Source organism: Pantoea sp. X-Soil-ISGK-285 (assembly GCF_059730815.1).
This window is the reverse complement of record NZ_AP035939.1, coordinates 298659-321499: the sequence shown is the minus strand read 5'-3', so window position 1 is coordinate 321499 and position 22841 is coordinate 298659. Positions and strand designations below refer to the sequence as shown.

Annotated in this window: 21 protein-coding genes and 1 pseudogene; 11 read left to right on the top strand and 11 right to left on the bottom strand. The window is 50.2% G+C overall.

The annotated features are described in order from the left end of the window. Positions 1 to 250: 250 nt before the first annotated feature. A complete protein-coding gene (locus tag AC6I8B_RS20775) occupies positions 251 to 691 on the top strand; it encodes a GNAT family N-acetyltransferase (protein ID WP_033760268.1) in 441 nt (146 codons plus the stop codon). 113 nt (positions 692 to 804) lie between these two features. On the opposite strand, the gene arsC is transcribed toward AC6I8B_RS20775, so the two are convergent. Genes arsC through AC6I8B_RS20760 form a run of 3 tightly spaced genes read right to left on the bottom strand, consistent with a single transcriptional unit; the run spans position 805 to position 2898 of the window. Continuing rightward, positions 805 to 1230 (bottom strand): glutaredoxin-dependent arsenate reductase, encoded by a 426-nt coding sequence (gene arsC / locus AC6I8B_RS20770; protein ID WP_033786923.1) that lies wholly within the window; start codon positions 1228 to 1230, stop codon positions 805 to 807. A 12-nt stretch (positions 1231 to 1242) separates the two neighbouring features. After that, on the bottom strand, positions 1243 to 2532 hold the full coding sequence (locus AC6I8B_RS20765; RefSeq protein WP_497817746.1) for an arsenic transporter: 1290 nt from the start codon (positions 2530 to 2532) through the stop codon (positions 1243 to 1245). A gap of 45 nt (positions 2533 to 2577) precedes the next feature. Beyond that, positions 2578 to 2898, bottom strand: coding sequence for a transcriptional regulator (locus AC6I8B_RS20760; RefSeq protein ID WP_022624488.1), 321 nt, complete (start codon positions 2896 to 2898; stop codon positions 2578 to 2580). Between the two features lie 86 nt (positions 2899 to 2984). Between AC6I8B_RS20760 and arsH the strand changes: the two genes are divergently transcribed. After that, positions 2985 to 3683 carry an arsenical resistance protein ArsH gene (arsH, locus tag AC6I8B_RS20755; RefSeq protein WP_033760278.1) on the top strand — a complete coding sequence of 233 codons (699 nt, stop codon included), beginning with the start codon at positions 2985 to 2987 and terminating at the stop codon, positions 3681 to 3683. Positions 3684 to 3829: 146 nt separating this feature from the next. Here arsH and AC6I8B_RS20750 read toward each other — a convergent pair whose 3' ends face one another. Next, positions 3830 to 5371, bottom strand: coding sequence for an MFS transporter (locus AC6I8B_RS20750; RefSeq protein WP_497817745.1), 1542 nt, complete (start codon positions 5369 to 5371; stop codon positions 3830 to 3832). A 121-nt stretch (positions 5372 to 5492) separates the two neighbouring features. Here AC6I8B_RS20750 and AC6I8B_RS20745 point away from each other — a divergent pair, with 121 nt between their 5' ends. Beyond that, positions 5493 to 6383, top strand: a complete 891-nt coding sequence (locus tag AC6I8B_RS20745) for a LysR substrate-binding domain-containing protein (protein WP_495915115.1) — start codon at positions 5493 to 5495, stop codon at positions 6381 to 6383. A 345-nt stretch (positions 6384 to 6728) separates the two neighbouring features. Then, positions 6729 to 8666 (top strand): methyl-accepting chemotaxis protein, encoded by a 1938-nt coding sequence (locus AC6I8B_RS20740; RefSeq protein WP_033760282.1) that lies wholly within the window; start codon positions 6729 to 6731, stop codon positions 8664 to 8666. A gap of 865 nt (positions 8667 to 9531) precedes the next feature. Here the strand turns inward: AC6I8B_RS20740 and AC6I8B_RS20735 are convergent. Both AC6I8B_RS20735 and AC6I8B_RS20730 read right to left on the bottom strand, forming a co-directional pair. Further along, positions 9532 to 10551: a LacI family DNA-binding transcriptional regulator gene (locus AC6I8B_RS20735; RefSeq protein ID WP_033760284.1), complete on the bottom strand. Its 1020-nt coding sequence runs from the start codon at positions 10549 to 10551 to the stop codon at positions 9532 to 9534. Positions 10552 to 11260: 709 nt separating this feature from the next. Continuing rightward, positions 11261 to 12328: an aldo/keto reductase gene (locus AC6I8B_RS20730; RefSeq protein ID WP_033760287.1), complete on the bottom strand. Its 1068-nt coding sequence runs from the start codon at positions 12326 to 12328 to the stop codon at positions 11261 to 11263. A 98-nt stretch (positions 12329 to 12426) separates the two neighbouring features. Here AC6I8B_RS20730 and AC6I8B_RS20725 point away from each other — a divergent pair, with 98 nt between their 5' ends. Further along, complete coding sequence (locus tag AC6I8B_RS20725) at positions 12427 to 13344, top strand: AraC family transcriptional regulator (protein ID WP_010670295.1); 918 nt, start codon at positions 12427 to 12429, stop codon at positions 13342 to 13344. Positions 13345 to 13532: 188 nt separating this feature from the next. Here AC6I8B_RS20725 and AC6I8B_RS20720 read toward each other — a convergent pair whose 3' ends face one another. Both AC6I8B_RS20720 and uraH read right to left on the bottom strand, forming a co-directional pair. After that, positions 13533 to 14024 carry a GlcG/HbpS family heme-binding protein gene (locus AC6I8B_RS20720; RefSeq protein ID WP_010247306.1) on the bottom strand — a complete coding sequence of 164 codons (492 nt, stop codon included), beginning with the start codon at positions 14022 to 14024 and terminating at the stop codon, positions 13533 to 13535. A gap of 5 nt (positions 14025 to 14029) precedes the next feature. Continuing rightward, a complete protein-coding gene (gene uraH, locus AC6I8B_RS20715) occupies positions 14030 to 14440 on the bottom strand; it encodes a hydroxyisourate hydrolase (RefSeq protein ID WP_052271596.1) in 411 nt (136 codons plus the stop codon). A 136-nt stretch (positions 14441 to 14576) separates the two neighbouring features. Here uraH and hprR point away from each other — a divergent pair, with 136 nt between their 5' ends. Both hprR and AC6I8B_RS20705 read left to right on the top strand, forming a co-directional pair. After that, positions 14577 to 15257, top strand: coding sequence for a response regulator transcription factor HprR (hprR, locus tag AC6I8B_RS20710; protein WP_497816513.1), 681 nt, complete (start codon positions 14577 to 14579; stop codon positions 15255 to 15257). Further along, positions 15250 to 16608, top strand: coding sequence for a heavy metal sensor histidine kinase (locus AC6I8B_RS20705; RefSeq protein WP_340278745.1), 1359 nt, complete (start codon positions 15250 to 15252; stop codon positions 16606 to 16608). The genes hprR and AC6I8B_RS20705 overlap by 8 nt, the downstream gene beginning before the upstream one ends. A 252-nt stretch (positions 16609 to 16860) precedes the next feature. Here the strand turns inward: AC6I8B_RS20705 and AC6I8B_RS20700 are convergent. After that, positions 16861 to 17154: pseudogene (locus AC6I8B_RS20700) on the bottom strand (DUF1330 domain-containing protein). 379 nt (positions 17155 to 17533) lie between these two features. Between AC6I8B_RS20700 and AC6I8B_RS20695 the strand changes: the two are divergent. The 4 genes from AC6I8B_RS20695 (at position 17534) to yfiB (ending at position 20833) form a co-directional block, all read left to right on the top strand. Next, entirely contained in the window at positions 17534 to 18439 is a 906-nt protein-coding gene (locus tag AC6I8B_RS20695; RefSeq protein WP_050679387.1) for a LysR family transcriptional regulator, read from the top strand. Between the two features lie 147 nt (positions 18440 to 18586). Beyond that, positions 18587 to 19147 (top strand): regulatory sequestration protein YfiR, encoded by a 561-nt coding sequence (gene yfiR / locus AC6I8B_RS20690; protein WP_010670301.1) that lies wholly within the window; start codon positions 18587 to 18589, stop codon positions 19145 to 19147. A gap of 1 nt (position 19148) precedes the next feature. After that, positions 19149 to 20357 carry a diguanylate cyclase DgcN/YfiN gene (dgcN, locus tag AC6I8B_RS20685; protein WP_061703440.1) on the top strand — a complete coding sequence of 403 codons (1209 nt, stop codon included), beginning with the start codon at positions 19149 to 19151 and terminating at the stop codon, positions 20355 to 20357. Positions 20358 to 20359: 2 nt separating this feature from the next. After that, positions 20360 to 20833 carry an outer membrane lipoprotein YfiB gene (gene yfiB, locus AC6I8B_RS20680; RefSeq protein WP_061703441.1) on the top strand — a complete coding sequence of 158 codons (474 nt, stop codon included), beginning with the start codon at positions 20360 to 20362 and terminating at the stop codon, positions 20831 to 20833. 158 nt (positions 20834 to 20991) lie between these two features. On the opposite strand, the gene iolG is transcribed toward yfiB, so the two are convergent. Both iolG and AC6I8B_RS20670 read right to left on the bottom strand, forming a co-directional pair. Then, the gene (gene iolG / locus AC6I8B_RS20675; protein WP_010247281.1) at positions 20992 to 22002 is read right to left on the bottom strand and encodes a bifunctional inositol 2-dehydrogenase/D-chiro-inositol 1-dehydrogenase; all 1011 of its coding nucleotides are present in this window, start codon (positions 22000 to 22002) and stop codon (positions 20992 to 20994) included. Between the two features lie 9 nt (positions 22003 to 22011). Beyond that, a complete protein-coding gene (locus AC6I8B_RS20670) occupies positions 22012 to 22839 on the bottom strand; it encodes a TIM barrel protein (protein ID WP_157353037.1) in 828 nt (275 codons plus the stop codon). Between the last annotated feature and the right edge of the window lie 2 nt (positions 22840 to 22841).

The window sequence follows — 22841 nt, the reverse complement described above, 5'->3', positions numbered from 1 at the left end:
CAGAGACATTTTAAGATGTCAGGACACCTCAATCGAACAGCGTAAGATCCCCGGACCGCACGGCGTTCCGGGCCTGCTGACTGAGTGTGATGGCAAAGGGGCTGGTTAACTTCTGAAGCTGGTTAAAATGCGTTTTGAGCGAGGAACGGAAAATAAATAGCAGGCATCTCATTGACGGTTCTGTGGCTCCTAAGAGGATCTGAATTCATTATCATCAGGATTTAGCTTTGTCATACATGGAGTAAGTCTTATGAGTATAGGTATAAGGCCAGCACAACTTTCTGATGTTGATGGAATTTTCTCAGTCCGAACATCTGTTACGGAGAATCATCTGAGCCGCGAAGAAATGCGAAGAATGGGGATCACAGAAAGCGTCGTGGGCGATATGATCAAAAACGACCATTGTGCATGGGTTGCCTGTGATAATGACGAAATTATCGGTTTTTCAATGATTTTAAAGGATAAAGGCTGCCTTTATGGTCTTTTTGTTCTTCCTGAATACGAAAGCAGAGGTATAGGTCGCAGACTCACTATGCTTGCGGAACAGGAGTTATTCAGACATCACGAAATTGCCTGGCTGGAAACCGATGAAAACAGCCGTGCGGCAAAATTTTACATGCAACTCGGCTGGGGTAATAAAGCAAATCTGGATGGCACTTTCATCCGGTTAGAAAAGCAACGTGATAGTTGATCTTCTTCATCTCTCATCGAGTTCCGCTTTTGCACGCAGAAGACCTGCGCTCTGGAAGGGCCGCTATGAGCGGGAAGCGGACGCCCGGTGTCCGCTAATGTGAACTCGCCAGGTTACTTAAACCGTCTCCCTGCCTCATCAGTCACCTTTTCTCCATCCTCTTTGGTGAAAGAATCTTTCTGACCTTCAGGGAGAATATCCAGCACAATTTCTGAGGGACGGCAAAGTCGTGTCCCTAATGGTGACACTACTACCGGCCTGTTAATCAGGATCGGGTGCTGAAGCATAAAATCGATCAACTGCGCATCAGAAAATTTATCTTCATCCAGACCCAATCGCTCATAAGGCTCAACATTCTTACGCAGCAATGCACGTACAGAAATCCCCATTTCTGAAATCAGCCTGGTAAGCTCTTCTCGTGTCGGTGGCGTATCGAGATAATAAATAATTGTTGGTTCGTTGCCGCTGTTACGGATCATCTCCAGCGTGTTACGTGAGGTGCCACAGGCCGGGTTATGATAGATGGTAATATTGCTCATATCAGTATCTCATTACAAAGTGACAGAGAGCCGCCATACCAGCGCGGCCAGAGTAACGAACAGCACGGGCAGGGTCATAATTATGCCTGTCCGGAAGTAATATCCCCAGGTAATGCTCATGTTTTTCTGTGCCAGTACATGCAGCCACAGCAGGGTTGCCAGACTCCCGATTGGGGTAATTTTGGGACCTAAATCGCAGCCAATCACATTGGCGTAAATCATTGCTTCTCTGACGACGCCAGTCGCAGTGCTCCCTTCAATGGACAGCGCACCAATCAGCACCGTCGGCATATTGTTCATCACCGACGACATGAAGGCAGTCAGGAAGCCGGTGCCGAACGTGGCAGCCCATAAACCGTTGTCTGCCAGCATATTGAGTACGGCAGAAAGATACTCAGTGAGTCCGGCATTACGCAGGCCATAGACGACCAGATACATACCCAGCGAGAAAATCACGATCTGCCAGGGCGCACCGCGAAGCACTTTCCCGGTATTAATGGCCTGGCCCCTCTTTGCCACCACGAACAGCACCGCTGCGCCAACTGCTGCTATAGCGCTGACAGGGATCCCCAGCGGCTCAAGAACAAAGAAACCGACCAGCAGGAACAGCAGAACAATCCAGCCAGCCCTGAACGTCGCAGGATCCTTAATCGCACTGCCAGGAATCTTCAGCAGTGAGACGTCATATCTGGCAGGGATATCGCGGCGGAAGAAGAAATGCAGCATGACCAGCGTGGCAGCAACGGCTGCCAGATTCACAGGAACCATCACGGAGGCGTACTGCGTAAAGCCCAGGCCAAAGAAATCCGCCGAGACAATATTTACCAGGTTAGAGACAATCAGCGGCAGGCTGGCGGTATCAGCGATGAATCCTGCAGCCATGACAAATGCCAGTGTCGTTCCCTGGCTGAACCCCAGAGCGAGCAGCATCGCAATCACAATCGGTGTCAGTATCAGTGCTGCACCGTCGTTAGCAAACAGCGCAGCAACAGCAGCGCCAAGCAGTACTATCCACGTAAACAACAGGCGACCGCGCCCGTTACCCCAGCGGGAAACATGCAGTGCGGCCCATTCAAAGAACCCAGACTCATCAAGCAGCAGGCTGATGACGATTACCGCAATGAACGCCGCTGTTGCATTCCAGACGATATTCCAGACGACAGGGATATCTTCAAAGTGGATGACTCCCATTCCCAGCGCCAGCACGGCTCCGATACTTGCGCTCCAGCCAATGCTGAGGCCTCTGGGCTGCCAGATGACCAGGACCAGCGTGAGTATAAAGATACTTCCTGCCAGAAACATTTTCCGACTCCTTTATATATGCTTATGTGTATGTGATTAAGCTTGTCAGCAGGAAGTACATGCGGATTTTTCCAGTCGTTCACGCACATCATCGCGCAGGCAGTGCCATGCCGTCGTTATCGTCTCGCCGGCCCATGCGGGCATGTGGGGTGAGAGACGGTAGTGAATCCATTTCCCTTCCCGACGGTCCAGTACCAGTTCAGCCTCACGCAGGATAGCCATGTGACGGGAAATTTTAGGCTGTGATTCAGTGGTAGCCGCACATATATCGCATACGCACAGTTCGCCCGATTCCCGGAGAAGCATGACAATTGCGAGCCGGGTTTCATCCGACAGGATCTTAAAAAGCTGAACAGGCTGTAGCATTTATTACTCCATTCCCTTTAGAATACATATATGTTAAATCATATGTGTTTATTTTGAAATCACCAGAGCCACCCGAAGGAGAAAAAATGGAGCACTTTCCTGCCCTGAACGCTGATTGCTTCGATCATCATATTGCTGAACGTCTGCAGCTCCATGAGCCGCCACGCATTCTGATTCTGTATGGCTCGGTAAGAGAGCGTTCTTACAGTCGTTTTACAGCAGAGGAAGCAGGTCGCCTGCTGGAGGCGATGGGAGCGGAGGTCAGACTGTTTAACCCTTCAGGTTTACCCCTGCCGGACGACGCCCCGGATACGCACCCAAAAGTCACCGAGTTGCGCGGGTTGGTCAGGTGGTGTGACGGGATGGTGTGGAGTTCCCCGGAGCGGCATGGGGCAATGAGTGCCGTGATGAAGGCACAAATCGACTGGATTCCCTTAAGCGAAGGGGCCGTTCGCCCATCCCAGGGAAAAACTCTGGCGGTCATGCAGGTATGCGGCGGTTCGCAATCTTTCAATGCCGTGAACCAGATGCGAATTCTGGGACGCTGGATGCGGATGTTTACGATCCCCAACCAGTCTTCAGTGGCCAAAGCATGGCAGGAATTTGATGAGAACGGGAGAATGAAACCCTCGTCCTGGTATGATCGTATCGTCGATGTCGCCGAAGAGTTGTTTAAAATCACCCTTATACTCAAGGGACAGACCGGTTACCTTGCCGATCGCTACAGTGAACGAAAAGAGAGCCATGAGGAGCTTTCATCCCGCGTTAATCAAGACAAAATATGACGTTCCTGTTTTCATGAATTCATGCTGTGTGAACTCAACAACGTCCGCTCCTGGCATAGAGTGGTCTGTCATCGGATAATGCGCGCTATGAGCGAAAAGCGGATGCGATGAAATGAACGCTTACGACCTTATTCGATCACGATTTTTCACTCATCTCTGGCCAGCGTATTGCCTGCAGCACAGCCTTGCCTCTGCCGACCCAGCGTGATCCAGACCATCAGCGCGCAAATCAGCGTGACAGCAGCCAGAACTCTAAAAAGAAACGTATACGCAGTGTCATAACTGTCCTGAAGCAATAATCGTGAAATACCGGGTAACATCGCAGCGGCCTGCTCAGTACTGCCGCCCCCCAGCCATGCGGCAGCCTGGTGAATGACCTCTGGCGCATACCCGTGAACGGTGTTTTTCAGATTCAAATCATTCATTTCTTTTAAAAATGCTGACGCCATCGCCAGAGCGATCCCTTCTCCGGCAACGCGAACGGTATTAAAGAGGCCTGCGGCCATGCCCGCTTTCTCCACAGATACAGCTGAAAGTGCCAGACCATCCATCAGTCCCCATGGAAGCGCAGCGCCGGTACCCGTCATAATCAGTGAAAGCACAAGAAAATTACTGCTGTTACCCGGTAGTGCGTATCCGAGGAAAAGCAGCCCGACTGATGCAATAATAAGTCCTGCAGCTGAAACGGTTCCTGGAGAAAACCACCTTGTCAGCAGTGCGGCAATGGAAGGGAAAACCAGCATTGGAGACGTCAGCGCCATAAGATAAAAAGCGCTCCGGGACTCACTCATCCCGTCACCGCCCATAAAATGCAGCGGAATAATAATCAGCAGCACAACATAGCAATAGCATGTTGCTATCGGCAGTAGCAGAACGCCGGCAAAGCGCGGGCGCAGCAGCAGAGAGATATCCAGAACAGGATTTTCAACCCCCAGGCAACGCACTACAAACCCGCTGAAAAGCAGCATGGCGGAAATGAAAAGGGCGAGTGTGGGAAACGATAAAAACCCAAAGGCAGGTATAAGCATCACCGCTGATGTAAATAACATCAGGGCTGCAGTAAACATGATTAATCCTGTGCCGTCTGGTTTCTGATGTCCGCTCTCCTCAGATGCTGGCAGAAACGCAGCACCGGTCAAAATTACAATGCCTGAAAGCAGAGCTAACATGGCATACAACCATCTCCAGCCCAAAGCATCCGTAATGAAACCCATCAACACAGGGCCGAACGCCAGGCCCACGCCAAACATAGTGCCAAGTATGCTGAAGGCCCGTGTCCTGTCCGGACCTTCATAGAGACGGGCCAGTGCGGCGCTGCCGCTGGCCAATATCAAGGCCGCCGCAAGACCCTGCAGTGACCTGAACAACCCAGCCATAAAGATATCCTGTGTCAGGCAGATCATAACGCTGCTCAGGCAAAACAGGGCTGAGCCTGCGGTAAAAATGCGCTTTCTGCCAGTAACATCCGCAGCAACACCGGCTGACAACAAAAAACTGCCGAAAGTCAGCATAAATCCATTCGTCAGCCATGACAGCGCGGCAGGCGAGCCGCCAAGAGCCTGTTGTATTGCCGGCGTGGAGATTACACCACCGGTAAAGCTTAACGGCAGCAATATAGCCGCCAGATAGACAGAAAAGGCTGCCATATTCCTGGCCATTGGACTGGGTGTTCTGGCTGAAGTTGCCATTGGGTGACCTTATGTTTCCGAAAAGCGGATGGGTTAACAAACTTCAGTAATGTTATTGCAGACATCAGAGTGAATAAATACACTGAAAATCTCTTCTTAACGGACATTAAGTTTATAATCAATGGACAGTCTGACCTCTCTTACTTCGTTTGTCCGGACAGCGGAGACGCTGAGTTTTGTACAGGCCGCAAGGCTGCTTGGGATTTCTGCCTCAGCGGTCGGGAAGAATGTCGCCAGACTTGAGCATAAACTGGGCGTACGTCTCTTAAACCGCAGTACAAGAAACGTGAGTCTGACAGCGGAGGGGGCTGCTTTATTAATCCGCTGCCAGCATATTCTTGAGCAATTACATGAGGCGGAGTCAGAACTGACGAGCAGCTTAGCGCAGCCTGCCGGGAAGCTCAGGGTTTCACTGCCTGTCATTGGCTACAGGTTGATCCTTCCTCTTCTGCCGGACTTTTCCCGCCGTTATCCTCATGTAGAACTCGATCTCGATTTCAGCGACCGGCTGGTAAACATCATTGATGAAGGATTTGATGTAGCCATACGAAGCGGTGAACTGACGGACTCCCGACTGAAATCTAAAAAGGTTGGTGATTTTCGTTTTGTGCTCTGCGCCAGCCCTGACTATTTGAATGAGTATGGCGTACCCGGCTCGCCAGCGGATTTAACGATGCACAGGTGCATTTCTTTTCGTTTTCCTTCAACTGGGCTGCTCCAGCCCTGGGAACTGCGCGGTATGTGCCCGGGTACTGACTTGAGGACAGCCTCTGTTCTGACCGTAAATAATATAGAGGCTTCTGTTCTCCTGAGCCTGTCAGGTATGGGGATTTGCTATGTGCCCGGTTTTGTCGTTCGCGAATCTTTGAACACGGGGCAACTGAAAGAGGTATTGCCAGGTAGCTGTACCAGGCAGGGGGTTTTCTCGGCACTCTGGCCAGCCAGCCGGTATCTTTCACCGAGAATACGCTGCTTTGTCGATTTTATTGGTGAGTCCGGCCTGTCTCTGTAATCTGTACCAGGCAGTTAATGCTTTCTGAAATCGTATGCACTTTTATGCTTATTTTAAAATCATGAACGTCCGCTCCTGGCATAAAGTGGACATGAATCATGTATAAAATTCGTTAAGAGAGAAGTTGATATTAACAATCTTTCCTACCTCTTATGAGGTAATTGTTAACATCAGTATTGTCTAATTACTGGGTAACAGGTTAGACCTTGTTGCGATTCAACCTAAATATTCTCTTTCTTACACCTGCTATAAAGTTAATGAATAGTTAACCGATAATGATGATTAAGATGCTTTTAATCTGCATTATTTGTGTTCTTATAAAAATTAATTCAGCAGGGTGTAAAAATGAGTAATATTCTTAACAATATTAATCTTACCGCTAAGTTTGCAATTCTGGGCTTGTTTTGCCTTGTTCTTTTTTCAGTTCCTACCGTGCTTTTTGTGTCAGAAGGTAATAAATATATTCAGGACAAGCAGAAAGAAGTAACAGGAGTGCCTGCTGAAAACAAAATCCTTGCCCTGTTGAATCTGATACAGCGCCATCGCGCTGAAACAGCCCTCGCTATTGCGCAAAAAAATCCTGCCACCTCATCGCGTCTAAGTGTTAGAGATGACATTGTTACTATCACCGATGCCATCAAGAAAGAGATGGCGCAGACAGAAGGCAGTGCGGGTTTAATCGAAAAAATCAATGGGGTGCGTGCACAGTGGGACGCGCTGCAGCAGGACATTGATGCTTCGAAACTGAATCAAACGACCAGTCTTGACGCACATGCGCAACTCATCCGCAAACTTCTTAACACAAACCGCGACGTGCTGGATTTTTACGGTTTGTCGCTTGATTCAGATATCAGTACGTACCGCCTGATTATCAGCAATTTCTCATCATTGCCTGAGCTTACCGAAAGTCTGGGTAAAATTCGTGCGTTCGGGACTTCACTGCTTGCCAGGAAAGAAGCCGTTAGTGAGGCTGACTCTGTCCGTATGGAATCATTAATCAGCACGGGTGCCTATAATCTGGATATGTTTGCTCAGGACTCAGAGAAGCTTTTTTCGTCTGATACAGGGCTGAAGCAGAAATTCAGTGCCGATGCAGACGCGGCCGTGCAGGAAGCCCAAAATGCCCTGAAAACTGCAGGGGCGTTATTTATTAGCCGCAGTATGACGAATCAGAATCCTCAGGACTATGCCGCAATTTTTACCAGCGCGATTAACAGATTCAGTACCTACGCGATTGCGGGCGGTAATGAACTGAATGACATGCTGAACCAGCAGATTACGGACCACCGGAATGCACAGTATGGTTTGCTGAGCGTTCTTCTCTTTATGGTCCTGCTTTCTGTCTTTTTCGCATTGATCATTATCCGTTCTGTTACACGACCTATCGGTGCCGCGTCAAAGCTTGCGCTTGAAGTAGCAGAAGGCGATCTGACAGCATCTTTTTCCGTGACAGGACGCAATGAAACAGCCGGTCTGCTTAAGGCATTACTGCAGATGAGTCAGCGCCTGACGGTGACGGTAGAAAACATTAAATCTAATGCCGTCACCATTGCCACCTCATCTGAGGAGATTGCCCGCGGTAACGGCGATCTTTCTGCGAGGACGGAAGAACAGGCTGCATCACTGGCTGAAACAGCCGCCAGTATGGAACAGCTCTCTTCGATCATCGGCAACAATGCTGAAAACACCCGCCATGCTGCAGAAATGGCCAGCTCGGCTACCAGCGCGGCATTGCGTGGCGGTCAGGCAATGGAATCAGTGCTGGGTTCCATGGAGAAAATCAGCAGCAGTGCAGGGCAGATTAAGGAAATCATTTCTGTCATTGATGGGATTGCGTTTCAGACGAATATTCTCGCGTTAAACGCGGCTGTTGAAGCTGCCCGGGCCGGTGAGCACGGTAAAGGCTTTGCCGTTGTTGCGGCGGAAGTCAGGTCGCTGGCACAGCGCTCGGCTGGCGCGGCGAAAGAAATTAAAGGACTGATCGAAAAGTCTGTGGAGAATGCTGAGCAGGGCATTTCGATGGCCCGGGATGCAGGTGAAAAAGTGAAGGAGAGTATGGATGCGATTGAACAGACAGCACAGCTGGTGAGAGAAATTTCATCTTCTTCAGAAGAGCAAAGTGCAGGGGTATCGCAGATAAATATTGCCGTTACTCAGATGGATCAGGTCACACAGCAGAATGCCGTGCTCGTTGAAGAGTCAGCATCGTCTGCTGATGAACTTGCAAGTCGAGCCGCTAATCTGAGGGACGCTGTTAGCGTGTTCCGCACAAACGCTGGTTAAAATTTCCGTTAAGTGCTTCTTTTATATGTCTGTAAACGGCGTGCTGTCGGCGCATTTCTGAGGTCTGTCATCTCAGTAACAGTATCTCATAAGCCATCCTACGGGATGGCTTAATTCCTTCCTTACGTAACTTTGGCACAAAGCGGACATACGTGCTGCAAGGTCCGCTTTGAGCGAAAAGCGGCCGTCAAATGTACGATGACAGTGTAGTTTTGCCAAAATAGACATAACATACCTATCGCACATGCAGGCGACAGGCAAAAAACCGCCATCTGAGTGGGTCAGCTGCGGAAGCAGCCGGGGAGAAAAGGTTATGCATCCCGGAAAATCCGGCGTTCAGCGAACGCTGTCACCTGTAAGCCTTGCTAAAAAAAAAGCGAACGGCACAAACCATGTGCTGCCGATCACGTAACGCCGAGAGAAGAATAAAAAAACCGCCGTGCAGGCGGTTCAAAGAGGTATTCAGTGGCTTTTGCTCTTATCGTGGCCGGCCGGAGCAGCCGCCGTTTGAGCTTAATGATAAAAGGCATCGGCAAGATAGCAAGCGTATCTCGGGCAGCGTTCCGGACGGATCCCACGGTATCTGCAGGATAAATAACCCGCTTTAGGCAAAAAAAAACCGCAGGGGGCCGAAGACGTGCAGTGGCTGAAAACTCCTGAATCCCTGGCCTGGTGTTGGCTTGCCGCTTATCTTGAATCTACTATGTGTAGTATCGATAGTAGCTTAGAAAACTACAACATATTGTATCTGCGACAGCTCGTTGCGGTCCGACATTCAGAGTTATAGGGGTTTTACCAACCAGCGGAAGATTAAGAGTACTAATGAGGGGGCCATTATTCTGAATCAATCGTAACCAATTTTATATCACCTATAATTTTCAGGAGTGTACAGCATAAAATCAACCTTTCCTGACTTATATTCATCAGGCTGCTCACCCATTTCAAGATAATGTAGCGCCAGTGTTATTGCCAGCTGAGCATGCCTCAACGTATTTTGATCTATGGTCAATGTCAGCACTCGTTGTTCGAGTAATTGCCGTGTTGTATTGTAAAGTTCATGAGTGACGTAAACTACTTTACCTCTAAGATTATAATCATTCAAAATCTCACTAACCTGAGTGTTACCCATGCCTGTATTATAAATTCCGACAATATCTTTATCAGATGCAAGGGTTCGGTTTAATAAAAGACTGATAAGCTCCCGTTCATCCTGACTGTAAATAGGTTCGCGCACATTGATTTTAGGATAAAATTTCTGCATAACTGAAATAAAGCCATCGACACGCTGACGATGGACTGCGTATTGCGTACGGCCGCTAATTATCACCACGTCCCCATGTGATGGTAGCATACCACCAAGTACAAAGCCTGATGTACGGCCTGCGCTATATTGATCAATTCCTACGTGGCACAATCTATCAGATCCTGGTAAATCTGCCACAAGGGTTATTACCGGGACACCGCGAGATTTACACAGGGTCAGCATTTCATAAATAAGTGGGCTCTCATGTGCAAATATAATCAAAGCGTCCATTTTTTTACTGCTGGCTTCAATGTGTTTCGCCATTTTTTCCGGAGAAGCTTCAGAGAATAAAGTTTTATGAAGTGTTATTCTGCGATAGCCTAAGTTATCCGCCAGCATGGAAAAATCTTTAGCAAGCTGTTCGAAAAAAAAAGATTTATTACTGCTCAACAGGACCTCAAGCTGCCAGGAGGGTCTATGCTTTTCCGGCAGAATACGCTTAAGTCCCGCATCACGGGCGGCCTTGAGTATTAGATTCTCCATGGCCGGCGATACTCCACCCCGATCATTAAGCACCCGATCAACTGTTGCAACACCTACACCTATTTTCTTTGCAAACTCAGTAATAGTTAATTTTTTCATATTTTATCGTATTTACTTTAACAGGTTTCGTCACTATCAAACTATAGTAAGTAATCTACAACACTGCCAGCGTTACAATCTTAACTTCAATTTATATTCTTTTCACATAAAAGACAAATAAATTTCACTTAAAATTAAGAGTAACACTCCAACAAAACTCTACTTTAAGAAATACATAAAACTTACTCGCATAAAAATTAACTTGAACTTATAGAACTTTTTCAAAAGCAACGCTGCGAGACATCGCATTCCTTACGAACAAATCAGCCGACTCTAAGTTTGACCAAAATGGCATTTAATTTTTAACAGAATCATATCATTAAACAATGAGTAGAATTATTTGCCACAATAAATAATGGCAATATTTAAAGTATTATTTACTCTGGATTTTTGACGCGATTTAAATATAGACCCTTTTTTCATGCAACAAATAGATGCATATGAAAAACATTAATATTCAGCCTTACCATGTCAATCAGCTTTTATATTAGATTATACTTAATAATAGTTTGATAGGATAAAATTTTACTCTCTACGAAAGTTTTCAGCCGGCGTAAGGAACTAACAGCATGAGTGAGTTAAATTGAAGATGTTAACAGCAATAGATGCTAACCATAATGTTCACTGCCTGAGTCAGCAGAGCCCGTCAGGAACCCGGACTCAGCAAAGTTATTAAAAGCTTAGTTATTTTTATAGCTCTGAGCCCGTGTTAAACAGGGGATTCACCTAATATCCAGTTAGGCCCGGTATCAGGAAAGCCTGCCGGATAGCGGCTCGCGGCATTATATGACTGAATCCATCCGGGATAACGTGTGCCCGGATGACTGACCTTGTCCAGCATTTCTTTTTCCTCCTCGCTGAGATTAACAGACAGCGCGCTAAGGTTATCTCTGAGCTGATGCACATTGCGCACACCCGCTATGACGCTCGTCACCTGCTTAGAAGACAGCAGCCAGGCTATTGCGATGCTGGCAGGAGTAGTGCGGTGTTTTTCAGAAATTGTTTTGAGAACATCCACGATGTCCCATGCCAGGCTTTTATCAACGGGTGGAAATTCAATTTTTGCGCGTCTTGCAGAGGCCTCATGACTACCACTGCGGTCAAATTTGCCTGAAAGCAGGCCTCCTGCAAGAGGGCTCCAGCATAACAGTCCGGTTTGGCTATCCTTAATTGCCGGAAGGAGTTCATGTTCAATGTCGCGGCAGGCCAGTGAATAAAAAGACTGTACGCTGGCAAATTTCTCCAGCTTATGTTCACCTGAAATACCCAAAGCTTTGGCAATCTGCCAGCCGGCATAATTCGAACAGCCTATATAGCGAACCTTGCCCTGACGCACCATGTCGTCCAGTGTCCGCAGAACCTCTTCAATCGGTGTTACGGTATCAAAATTGTGGACCTGATAAAGGTCAATGTGATCGGTCTTAAGCCTTTTAAGGCTGGCTTCCAGCGCCTGCATAAGGTGATAGCGCGACTGCCCTGCATCGTTTGCGCCCGCATTCATTCTGCTGTGCGCTTTTGTTGCAAGAAAAACCTGACTGCGTCGCTGTGCCAGCACTTCGCCCAGCACGCTTTCAGAGCCCCCCATACCGTAGATATCCGCGGTATCAATAAAATTGATGCCGGCGTCCAGCGCCTCACCAACGATAATGTCCGCCTCTTTGCCCGTCAGGCGGCCGATGGCATTACCGGCGGCATTATCCGCCCCGCCAAATGTCATCGTCCCGAGACAAATGCGTGAAACATAAATCCCAGTTTTACCCAGTTCTGCGTATTTCATTTTGTTTTCTCCGTTAAGCTTCAAATGATAATGACGCAGACAAACGCTTTCTTTTATTATAGAAATCCCTTTTTTATTATTCATTCGTCCAGGAAGTTATGGATCCGTTGTCTGATATTCTTTCACTTCTGAAGGCAGAGGCCATCCTTACGGCCCGTATGGAAGCACGTGGCCCCTGGGCAATGCGGTTTCCCTCTTATAAACACATTAAGTTCGGCACTGTGCTTGAGGGGAAATTCTGGCTTTGGATGGACGGAATGCAGCCTCTGCTGCTTGAAAAAGGGGACTTCTATCTTCTGACTTCGGGTGACGCTTACTGCTGTGGCTCAAGTCCGGCATTGATGGTAAGTGACGGACGGCAGATATTCTCTTCTCACCGTGAAGCGGATGGTGTGGTCCGCTACGGACAGGGAGAACTTATCAGTGAGGGGATTGGGGGGAGATTCGTATTTGAGGAGGCTTCCAGCCCGCTGCTTTTAAAACATCTGCCTCAGGTGCTGGTTTCACGACGAGAGGAAAGTTCTTCTCCTGCACTCACCGCCCTTATCACTTTGCTTTCGCATGAAACATCAGCGCTTCGTCCCGGACACGACATTGTGGCCAGTAGCATGGCAATACTTGTTCTGGTGCAGATGCTGAGGGAATACTTAGAGATTAATCAGAAAGGGACATCCTGGCTGAATGCCCTCGGTGACAGGAAAATAGGACCCGCACTGACACTGATACATTCTTCTCCATCTGCAGACTGGACGCTGGCAAGTCTGTCTGCAAAATCGGCTATGTCCCGCAGTGCGTTCGCCAGTAGGTTTCATCAGCTTACCGGTTCAACGCCCGGGAATTATCTGACGTCATGGCGAATGGAGCTGGCATGCGCTGAACTCAGAAAGCATCACTTAAGTATTACTGAGATAGCCAGATTAACCGGATATAAATCTGTTCCCTCTTTTTCTCTGGCCTTCAAACGTCATACCGGAAGAACGCCAGGAGGCTATCGTAATCTGCATAAGAACTGTTAACAGGCCACTCCGATAATTGTCTTTTTAATGCATATGCATAATTATCAAAAATTTATCGCAGTATTCAAATATACAATGTCCGCTTCTGGCACAAAGCAGCCGTTCTGGCGGCGACTTATCTAAACAACATGGGGAACAGTTTATTCCCCATGTATGGCAGGAATATACCCGCCGCGCGTTCATCATGATTACGGTTGCTTGCTGTTACCCAGCACTTTGTTAATCGCTTCGGTCCCACATTGATCGTCGGATTCCGCGCCGCCGGTGCCCGCCATGCCGATAGCGCCGATCCACTGGCCGCGATATTGCACCGGCACGCCGCCGCCAAGCAGCAATAGCTCATTAACCGTATTCAGGTTGACGCTTTCCGGTGAGGATTGCGCCTTTATGGTCAGTTGTCTGGTTGGCGTTTTGGTGGAGAGCGCAGTAAACGCTTTACGCCATGCCGCCTGAGTGTTGTGCGGCCCCACGTTGTCATCCCGCATCAGCGTGACCAGATTTCCACCCCGATCCACCACGGCGACTACGCCTTGACGATTCATATTATGGCAGGCGGACAAGGCCTCCGTTGCCAGTTGATTACTCAGCGCCTGCGTCATGTCATAGACGGAGGCTGGCTCAGCAGCGAGCGCCACGGCAGGTCCGGTAGTCAGCATCAATGCCAGCAGTAAACGTTTCATTTATTTCAGCTCCCGCGATAGGTGGAATATCCGTACTGGCTCAGCAGCAACGGAATGTGATAGGTGGTCGTGGTATTGGTGATATGGAACTCCACCGGGATTTCGGGGAAGAAACTCTGCTGTTGATGTGCCGCAAAATAGTGACCGGTTTTAAAAATCACCCGATAGTCTCCCGCCTCAAAGGGCTTTGCTGGCCACAGGGCATCTATCCGACCCTGCTGGTTAGTATTGGCGGTATTCAGTACTTTCCAGCTTTCTCCCTGTTTCTGCTCAAGCATTACCTCAACCTCTGAGGCCGGCAGCCCGGTCTGCTGGTTCAGCACGTGAACGCTCAGCGGATTTTTACTGGCCGCGAAGGTGACCGTGGGAACGGCAAGCAGCGTGGTGAGGGCCAGGGCAGTGAGACTCTTTTTCATTTTTTAATACTCCGGTGTTAATCACCCCGCAGTTATACCTGTACGGTTGTTCGTTCTGCCTGTCAGAAAGATGACCATATTGTCATCTGGCGCTGAAACACTGGGGCGGTCATAAATTTCATGGCAAACTGCGCCGATGAAACTATTGCTGATCGAAGATAACCAGAAGGCGAGCGCCTGGGTGCGTAAGGGGCTGGAAGAAGCGGGCTATATCGTGGATTACGCCGCAGACGGCCGGGATGGCCTGCATCTGGGGCTGTCACATCCCTACAGCCTGGTGATACTGGATATTATGCTGCCGGGGATGGATGGGTGGCAGGTGCTGAAAACCCTGCGTACCGCTAGTCAGATTCCGGTGATTTGCCTGACCGCCAGAGACTCGGTGGATGATCGGGTGAAAGGGCTGGAACTGGGGGCCAATGATTACCTGGTTAAGCCGTTCTCTTTTGCGGAGTTGCTTGCTCGGGTAAGAAATCAGCTACGGCAGCAGCAGCCGCACAGTAGCGTACTATGGGTGGGCGATCTGGTGCTGGACTCAGCGCGCTTTCAGGTTCTGCGTGACGGTGTCACTCTTGCACTGACGCGCAAAGAGTTCATGCTGTTATGGCTGCTCGCCAGCCGTCACGGTGAGATTCTGCCGCGGACGCTGCTGGCCAGCGAAATATGGGGCGTTAATTTCGACAGTGAAACCAATATCGTCGATGTTGCTATCCGCCGCCTGCGCCGTAAAGTCGACGACCCCTTTCCTAAAAAGCTCATCACTACGGTAAGGGGCATGGGATATTGCCTGTCAGAAAAAGGAGGCGAGGGTGACTAGCCCTTCTCTGACGCTGCGGCTGACGGCAATTTTTACGCTGATCATGGCGATGGCCTGTGGCGGCATCAGCCTGATTCTGTATAAAGCGTTACGCAGTGAACTGGTCTGGCGGGACGATCAAACGCTGATTAATCGGGCGGCGCAGTTAAGACAACTGCTTGAAGATGGTGCCCATCCCAGCTCGCTGCCGCTCTACTTCAATCGGATGGTCGATATCCATCAGGACATTCTCAGCATCCGCTCGCAGCATGAGCAAAACGTCAGTATTAATCATACCGGGATAACGTTGCCCGCGATCTCGCCCACGCCGGTCAGTACGCCACCCAGTGAGAAACAGCTGCACCGCTGGATCAATGCGGACAAGACGGAAGCGTCGGCGTTAAGCCTGCAGGCAAACTCCTCGCTCGGGCCGGTAACCATTACGCTTGCCCGGGTCGCGCGGGAGCGAGCACTGATGCTGGAGCGTTATCGCCAGCAAAGCATTCTGGTTTCACTGGCGGCCATATTGCTGTGCGCCGCAGTCAGTCCGCTGTTGATTCGCAGAGGGCTAAGGGCGATCGGCCGGTTAAGTAAGATCGTGGCAGAAACGGCCAGTGACCGGTTAAATCAGGCCGTGCCGCTTCAGGCTATCCCGCAGGAGCTCCTACCGATTGGCAATGCGCTTAACGCTATGCGTCAGCGCTTATCCACGGACTTTATCCGTCTGACCCAGTTTGCCGACGATCTGGCCCACGAAATCCGCACGCCCATTAATGTGTTACTGGGCCAGAATCAGGTCGCGCTGGGTCATGAACGCTCAGCCGCTGAATATCAGACGCTGCTCGAAGGCAACATTGAAGAGCTGGAGAGTCTGTCGCGTCTCACTGAAAACATTCTCTTTCTGGCTCGCGCCACGCACCACAATATCAGACTCAATAAACAGGACTTCCTGCTGCAGGACGCGCTGGAAGTGCTGATCGACTTTCTTGAACCGGTTGCGGAAGAGCAGGAGAAGCTCATTGAGCTGAGCGCCGAAGGCAGCCTCACCGCGGATAAAATGCTGTTCCAGCGTGCGATGAGTAATCTGTTGATCAATGCCATTCGTTATTCGCCAGAAAAAGACACGATTCAGGTCAGTACCTGTCATCACGCTGACTACGTTGAGATTGAGGTGTTGAACGCGGGCGAAGCGCTGGAGGAGCCTGAAAAATTATTTGAACGCTTCTGGCGGGGCGATAACGTCCGTCATACGGTCGGAACCGGGCTGGGACTGTCGCTGGTACGCGCCATCGCCGCTTTACATGGCGGAAGTGCTTACTACCGGCATGAGAACGGGCACAATATCTTTGGCCTGCGCCTGCCCCGAAAGTGAGCGTCTGTAAGAAAAACCTCATCCGTGCTGCTTTAATGAAAGCAGAAGAGGATGGAAGCGATCTGCGGAAGTCATAAAGTCAGACACAGCCACCCCCTTGCCTGTTGCACGTTACCTTACCGGCATAGCATCAATTCACAGAACATTAAACGCCGCGTTCTCCGGTTAATTCAGGCACCACTTTGCATGCTGATGACATCCTGCGGGAGCCTGGTTCGCTGGAGTCAGCATCGGCACATGACGGTGAAGTGTTTAAAGGCTTGCCCCTTCAACCAGCACAAACGTCCCGTGCGCAGCCCCTGCACGCAACAGCCTGGCAGCCTGATACGCAGGGCTTTCATAAAAACCTTTGGCTTCGGCAAAAGATTCGAACTCAAATACCACATGCCGTTCATGCGCCTCTCCCTCCAGATTTTCATACTGCCCTGATCAGGCAACGATCTTCGGATTAAACGCCTGCATGGCTTCGCCTGCAGCTCTGGCATAGTCAGCGTATGCGACAGGGTCCGATACGGTCACGTGAGCGATTAAATAACCTTTGTTCATTTCTCTTTTCCTTCCTGACAGGGGGTAAAATCCAGCGTAAGGCAGCGCGACTGGCGTGCACCAAACCCGGAATGGGGGTTAAGCTTTCAACTCTTCCTTCGGGTCAACGGATTGAGTGGTGAGTAACCACCTTTTCACTGAGTGCTTCCCGGTACTCTGAGCCATGTTTGCCGCGGAATCGGCAGTGATCTGAGCCGGTGCTTATGTACATAAACCTGCATGGCAGTTCGCAACGGCGTTAAGCCTTCAGAGAGACGATTCCCCGTCATAACGTTCAGATCGCGTTCTGCAATATCCGCGGTGTGAAAGCAGTCTATTACCCATTAATATGGTGATAAATAACGTAAGAATTAACGCACTGTTACTCCTAAGGGGAACAATGAAAAACCTTGAGGCGCTGATTATTTTTGCACGCGTGGCGGAAATGAAGAGTTTTACTCAGGCAGCTGAAAGCCTGGGTATTCAGAAAGGACGCGCCTCATTAGTGGTGCGCGAACTCGAAAGGGAGACAGGCGCGACGCTTCTGCATCGCACCACGCGAACAGTGCAATTAACGGAAGATGGACGGGCTTTTTATTCACGCGCACGCGATCTGCTATCGGAAGCCGAAGAGTTACAGTCCATGTTCTCTCACGAGGGGATGTCACTGCGGGGAAGAATACGCGTTGATATGCCAGCCGTGCTGGCACAAGGCGTGGTGATCCCCGCGCTGCCTCAGTTGCTGGAGGCACACCCTGAACTGGAGATCGAGCTTTCAAGTACCGATCGGCGCGTCGATTTAGTTCATGAAGGGTTTGATTGTGTTATTCGTCTGGGGCCAATCGTTGATGACACGCTTATTGCTCGCCCGCTGGGGAAACTACGCATGATTAATGCCGCCAGTCCCAGCTATCTGGCGCGCTTTGGGATACCGCAGACGATTGATGACCTTCTCAGTCAGGGACACCAGATGGTCCATTACCAGCGGAGCTTTGGTTCGAAGCCAGATGGCTGGGAGTATCCGGCGGATGACGGCTATCAATTGCTGATGTTACCCGGCGCCATAAGGGTAAATAGCGTACCGGCCTATCATGAGGCGGGACTGGCCGGGCTGGGCTTGATTCAGGGCGGTTACTCCACGCTGGCGCCCTATATTGAGCGCGGTGCGCTGGTTGAAGTCCTTACCGATCTGTGTCCTGAGCCGCTCAGTGCCTCTTTTGTTGTCGCGCACCGACGAAATCTGTCGCGGCGTGTCAGAGCCTTTATGCACTGGACCGAAGAAATTTTAAAACCTTATTTTGACTGATAGCACAGTGATTCTTACGCCAGATAAAAGTACAACAACAGGGTATGTGGCAAACCAAACCAGAAGTACAAATTTAATCACCGCTATGCTAATATTTCCGCGCTTATTAAAGCGTCCTGCCATGCGTAGAATTTTTGGGAACGCAGTATGATCGATAAATATCAAATTCATCATGACGTCGATGTGCTGCTTTTCATACGCCACATCTGCAAACTCGTTTATACGGGACTTATTTTGCTGCTGCTTATTCCTCATATTGCCAGTGCCGAAATAAAAGATGGCAAAGCCAATGATATCGTCAGTGGTATTATCAGCTTCACCCAGTGGACGGGCTTAAAACAACCGCCTCAATTATGTATTTTTTCTTCAGCCCGGCATCTCTCCTTGCCGGACAATGCCTCCTCTGCGGCAGCCACATTCACCGTTGTTTATCTTGCCAGCGCAGGCGACCTGCCGTCGCACAGATGCGACGCCGTCTATTTCGGCGATCAAACGTCACAACAGCAGGTGGACCTGATTCAGCAGTTTAAGGGCAGAGCCGTCCTTACCCTCGCGGAGAACAATGCGGATTGCACGCGGGGCGCCGCGTTTTGCCTGATTTTTCATCCGGGCCACACGCTTTTTTCCGTTAACCTTGATTCGCTTGCCAGAAGCGGTGTCAGGGTGAGTCCGGACGTGCTTTTGCTGTCCCGCGAGAGAAGCGAATAAAATGAAATTCGATAAAATAAGAAATGACAAATCATCGATACGCAATAAACTGCGAAAAATAAGCACCATCAACGCTGCGGTGATATTACTGTTGTGCTGGCTGTTGCTCTCCTCGACGTCGCTGCTATTTATTAAAAATTACGAGAAGCGAAACCTTGAATTAATCGGCGCAACCCTCAGCACCACGCTAACCGCTGCGACCGTTTTTTCCGACAGTTACGATGCGCACAATAAAATTGCACGGCTCGGCAATGAAGGGATGTACGCGTCTGCGAAACTGGTCACTAAAGATCAAATTGTTCTGGTCAACTGGCATGCTCAGCAGGAGCAGACGGGCTGGTATTCGCGGTTATTACGTGAGTGGATTTATCTTAAACCGCTTAACGTCAGTATCATTCACTCTGACGTTGCTGTCGGTACATTAACGCTGGAAGGCACCGTGACCGGCGCGGTGAGTTTCATTCGATACTCCTTCATGATTCTGACCAGCGGTATGCTATGTGTACTGATTATCTCCCTTTTGCTGAGTGAATTTCTGCATCGGGGTATGCTCGCTACACTGCGCAACATTACCAGCTCGATTCACTATGTGATTCATTCCGGTGATTTTTCCTTGCGTATACCGGAGAGCACGACGAGTGAGTTTCAGCTATTTTCAGATGACCTGAATTCGTTGCTGAGGGAAATGCAATCGCTAAAGGCTTCGCTTATGCGGGATAATCGCTCGCTGGCAGCCAAAGCGCTGGAGGACCCGTTAACCGGTCTTGCAAACCGCAGCGCCTTTGCTGCTCACCTTTCCCGGCTTCTCGACCAGCAATATGCTGAGGAGCGTTTTGCCTTACTGTTTCTTGATGGCGATCGCTTTAAAAGTATCAATGATAACTGGGGCCATGCGGCCGGGGATGAGGTATTAAAAGCGATAGCAGCGCGCCTGTTATCACTGGCATCTGAACAGGATTTAGTCGCCCGGTTAGGTGGGGATGAATTTGCCATGCTGGTAAGTAGTCAGGTCAGTGAGGAGCAATTACAGCAACTCATGCAGGACATCCATGACCTCATCATGGAAAAAATCATTCTTGCAGAAGGTACGCCAATAAATACCTCGGTTACCATTGGCTACGCCTGGTCACAACACGGCGATACGGTTGAGTCTATTCTCGAACGCGCTGACATGAATATGTACAAAAATAAGCGAACAAATAAGGCTTAAAGATGAAAAAAAATATTTCCCTGATGCTGCTTATTTTGGCGCTGGTCGGTTGTCAGTCTAAAGAACGTTTTAATGAGGCGCAGATCGCAGCGATGCAGCGTGCGGGATTCACTCAAAATAGGGAAGGCTGGGGATTGGGCTTATCAGATAAGATCCTGTTTGGTGTAAACGAATCAGAACTTACACCCTCCAGCAAAAGAAATATTCAGGGGATGGCAAAAAACCTGGCGTCGACCGGTATTAAGCATGTGCGAATTGACGGGCACACCGATAATTACGGCAAACCAGATTATAACCAACAGCTGTCGCTAAAAAGAGCTAACGCAGTCGCGGCACAGTGGGCGGAAGGGGCTGCTATACCGCGCGAAAATATTATCACACGTGGATTAGGCATGAGTGCACCCGTTACCAGCAACAATAGCGCGCAGGGACGCGCGCAAAATCGGCGTGTGGCCATTGTGATTACTGCGCCGTGATAATGAGTTAACAGTGGGCAGTGCGGCGCGCTCAGGCCGGTATAACTCAATGTCCTGCCTGGCGGCTTTATCCGGTTACCGATGATGCGTGAAGAGCCGCTGGAAAAGATGAAACGGAGGGGGAAATGCACGGCGGAACCCGCCGTGCAGTGTTGCTATCAGCGATAAAATGCCGGTCTTGCTGGCATACTGACCGGCACAATCTCACCGGAAGTCTGGGCCGCGACGCAGGCATCAGCGGCCACCGCGGCGGCGTAACCATCCCAGGCGGAGGGACCGGTCATCTCACCGCTGATGACGTTGTTGATAAATGCCTGTAACTCCACGTCATACGCATCGATAAAGCGCTTTTTCCAGTCAGTCAGAATGGTGGTGGAGAGCTTAGCCGCGCTGCGAAGCTGCACAGAGACCGGCTCCGGCAGACGAGCAATGCCGCTTTCACCCACCACTTCACACTGAATATCGTAACCATATTCACAGTTCACGAAGATTTCGACATCAATGCGCGCCCCTTTGGTGGTCTCAAGCAGCACGATTTGCGGATCGCGCAGATGTGACGACGCCTTACGGGTTTTACGCGGGAAGATCACCTGCACGCTGGCATAATCATCATCCAGCAGCCAGCGCAGCACATCGAGTTCGTGGATCAGCGTATCGGTGATCGCCATGTCGGTGGTGTAGCTGTCGCCCACTTCCGGGTTACGGTGTGCGCAGTGCAGCATCAAAGGCTCGCCAATTTCGCCGCTGTCGATCACCGCTTTTAGTGCGCGATAGCCGCTGTCATAAGGGCGCATAAACCCGACCTGCACCAGCTGACGTCCTGCCTTAATTTCTGCTTCCACAATGTTCATGCAGCCCTGTGCGGTGACCGCCAGCGGTTTTTCGCAGAACACCGCTTTACCCGCCTCAATGCAGGCCAGCACAAAGGCTTCATGCGTCGGGCCCCAGGAGGTGACCAGCACCGCATTGACCTGCGGATCGTTAATCAGATCGATAGCATTGTCATAAATGCGCGCTTCCGGCGTCAGCTCGTTAACGATTTGCTGGCAGTTTTCACGGTTGATATCGTTAAGCGCCACCACGCGCGCATTCTGTAACACGGTGCTGCAACGGCGGATGTGTTCGCGACCGATTGCGCCGGTGCCGATGACGCCAATATTAATAGTCATGATAATTCCTTAAGCTGAGTGGTTTAACAGCTGGATGCTGTCGCGGATTTCGCGGGCAATGTCCGCTTCCTGCCAGCTGTTCATCACTGAGGAGAACGGCTCAAAGGCGTAAAGGCCGGTGTAACCCATCTTCTCCAGTCGCTCGACCTGCTGCTTACTGCGCAAGCGGTCTTCCGCGCTGAGCATGATGCGCTCTTCGTCGGTTAGCTGATTAACCGGGCGCGGGTCGGTGACGCCGGAAAGGTGAACCAGACCGATCTGCTGAATATCGATCTCCTGTTCGAAAGTCTGTTCCGCATCTTCAAACAGATGATGATGGAAGGTATCGATCAGCAATCTGAATGGCACACCCGCTTCATGGATCAGCGTCTGAGCCTGAGTAGCCGAACGCAGCGAGCTTTGCGGAAAGCCCAGCGGCTCCACCAGCCCCTGAATACCTGCCTCAGCGAACAGCGGGGCCAGGGTTTTCAGCGCAGTGACAGTGTCGGCAGCGCTGATCGGCGTGCCGTCATTAAGCGGGCAGAGCACCAGCGATTCAGCGCCGACCGCCTGCGCATCACTTAACAGCTGGCGGGTGCGTTGCAGCACCTCTTCATTCAGCTGATTAAAGGGATAGAGCGCATTGATGGTCACAATCCGGATGCCTGACTCACGCGCCAGAGCTTTTACCTTGTCGCCGGTGAGATCGTCGGTGACGCGGCCACTGGGCATATCATTACGCAGTTCGACATTATGGATACCGAGCTGGCTGACCAGTTTAAAAAACTGCGGAAGGGTGAGGCTGGGCGCAATTTTACGGTTGATGCAAAAGCGCGCGTTGGGAATATTCAGGCTCATAA

What these genes read in the sequence shown, in the direction of transcription:
- AC6I8B_RS20775 (WP_033760268.1), top strand. Translation starts at nt 251, where the DNA reads ATGAGTATAGGTATAAGGCCAGCACAACTTTCTGATGTTGATGGAATT.
- arsC (WP_033786923.1), bottom strand. Translation starts at nt 1,230, where the DNA reads ATGAGCAATATTACCATCTATCATAACCCGGCCTGTGGCACCTCACGT.
- AC6I8B_RS20765 (WP_497817746.1), bottom strand. Translation starts at nt 2,532, where the DNA reads ATGTTTCTGGCAGGAAGTATCTTTATACTCACGCTGGTCCTGGTCATC.
- AC6I8B_RS20760 (WP_022624488.1), bottom strand. Translation starts at nt 2,898, where the DNA reads ATGCTACAGCCTGTTCAGCTTTTTAAGATCCTGTCGGATGAAACCCGG.
- arsH (WP_033760278.1), top strand. Translation starts at nt 2,985, where the DNA reads ATGGAGCACTTTCCTGCCCTGAACGCTGATTGCTTCGATCATCATATT.
- AC6I8B_RS20750 (WP_497817745.1), bottom strand. Translation starts at nt 5,371, where the DNA reads ATGGCAACTTCAGCCAGAACACCCAGTCCAATGGCCAGGAATATGGCA.
- AC6I8B_RS20745 (WP_495915115.1), top strand. Translation starts at nt 5,493, where the DNA reads ATGGACAGTCTGACCTCTCTTACTTCGTTTGTCCGGACAGCGGAGACG.
- AC6I8B_RS20740 (WP_033760282.1), top strand. Translation starts at nt 6,729, where the DNA reads ATGAGTAATATTCTTAACAATATTAATCTTACCGCTAAGTTTGCAATT.
- AC6I8B_RS20735 (WP_033760284.1), bottom strand. Translation starts at nt 10,551, where the DNA reads ATGAAAAAATTAACTATTACTGAGTTTGCAAAGAAAATAGGTGTAGGT.
- AC6I8B_RS20730 (WP_033760287.1), bottom strand. Translation starts at nt 12,328, where the DNA reads ATGAAATACGCAGAACTGGGTAAAACTGGGATTTATGTTTCACGCATT.
- AC6I8B_RS20725 (WP_010670295.1), top strand. Translation starts at nt 12,427, where the DNA reads ATGGATCCGTTGTCTGATATTCTTTCACTTCTGAAGGCAGAGGCCATC.
- AC6I8B_RS20720 (WP_010247306.1), bottom strand. Translation starts at nt 14,024, where the DNA reads ATGAAACGTTTACTGCTGGCATTGATGCTGACTACCGGACCTGCCGTG.
- uraH (WP_052271596.1), bottom strand. Translation starts at nt 14,440, where the DNA reads ATGAAAAAGAGTCTCACTGCCCTGGCCCTCACCACGCTGCTTGCCGTT.
- hprR (WP_497816513.1), top strand. Translation starts at nt 14,577, where the DNA reads ATGAAACTATTGCTGATCGAAGATAACCAGAAGGCGAGCGCCTGGGTG.
- AC6I8B_RS20695 (WP_050679387.1), top strand. Translation starts at nt 17,534, where the DNA reads ATGAAAAACCTTGAGGCGCTGATTATTTTTGCACGCGTGGCGGAAATG.
- yfiR (WP_010670301.1), top strand. Translation starts at nt 18,587, where the DNA reads ATGATCGATAAATATCAAATTCATCATGACGTCGATGTGCTGCTTTTC.
- dgcN (WP_061703440.1), top strand. Translation starts at nt 19,149, where the DNA reads ATGAAATTCGATAAAATAAGAAATGACAAATCATCGATACGCAATAAA.
- yfiB (WP_061703441.1), top strand. Translation starts at nt 20,360, where the DNA reads ATGAAAAAAAATATTTCCCTGATGCTGCTTATTTTGGCGCTGGTCGGT.
- iolG (WP_010247281.1), bottom strand. Translation starts at nt 22,002, where the DNA reads ATGACTATTAATATTGGCGTCATCGGCACCGGCGCAATCGGTCGCGAA.
- AC6I8B_RS20670 (WP_157353037.1), bottom strand. Translation starts at nt 22,839, where the DNA reads ATGAGCCTGAATATTCCCAACGCGCGCTTTTGCATCAACCGTAAAATT.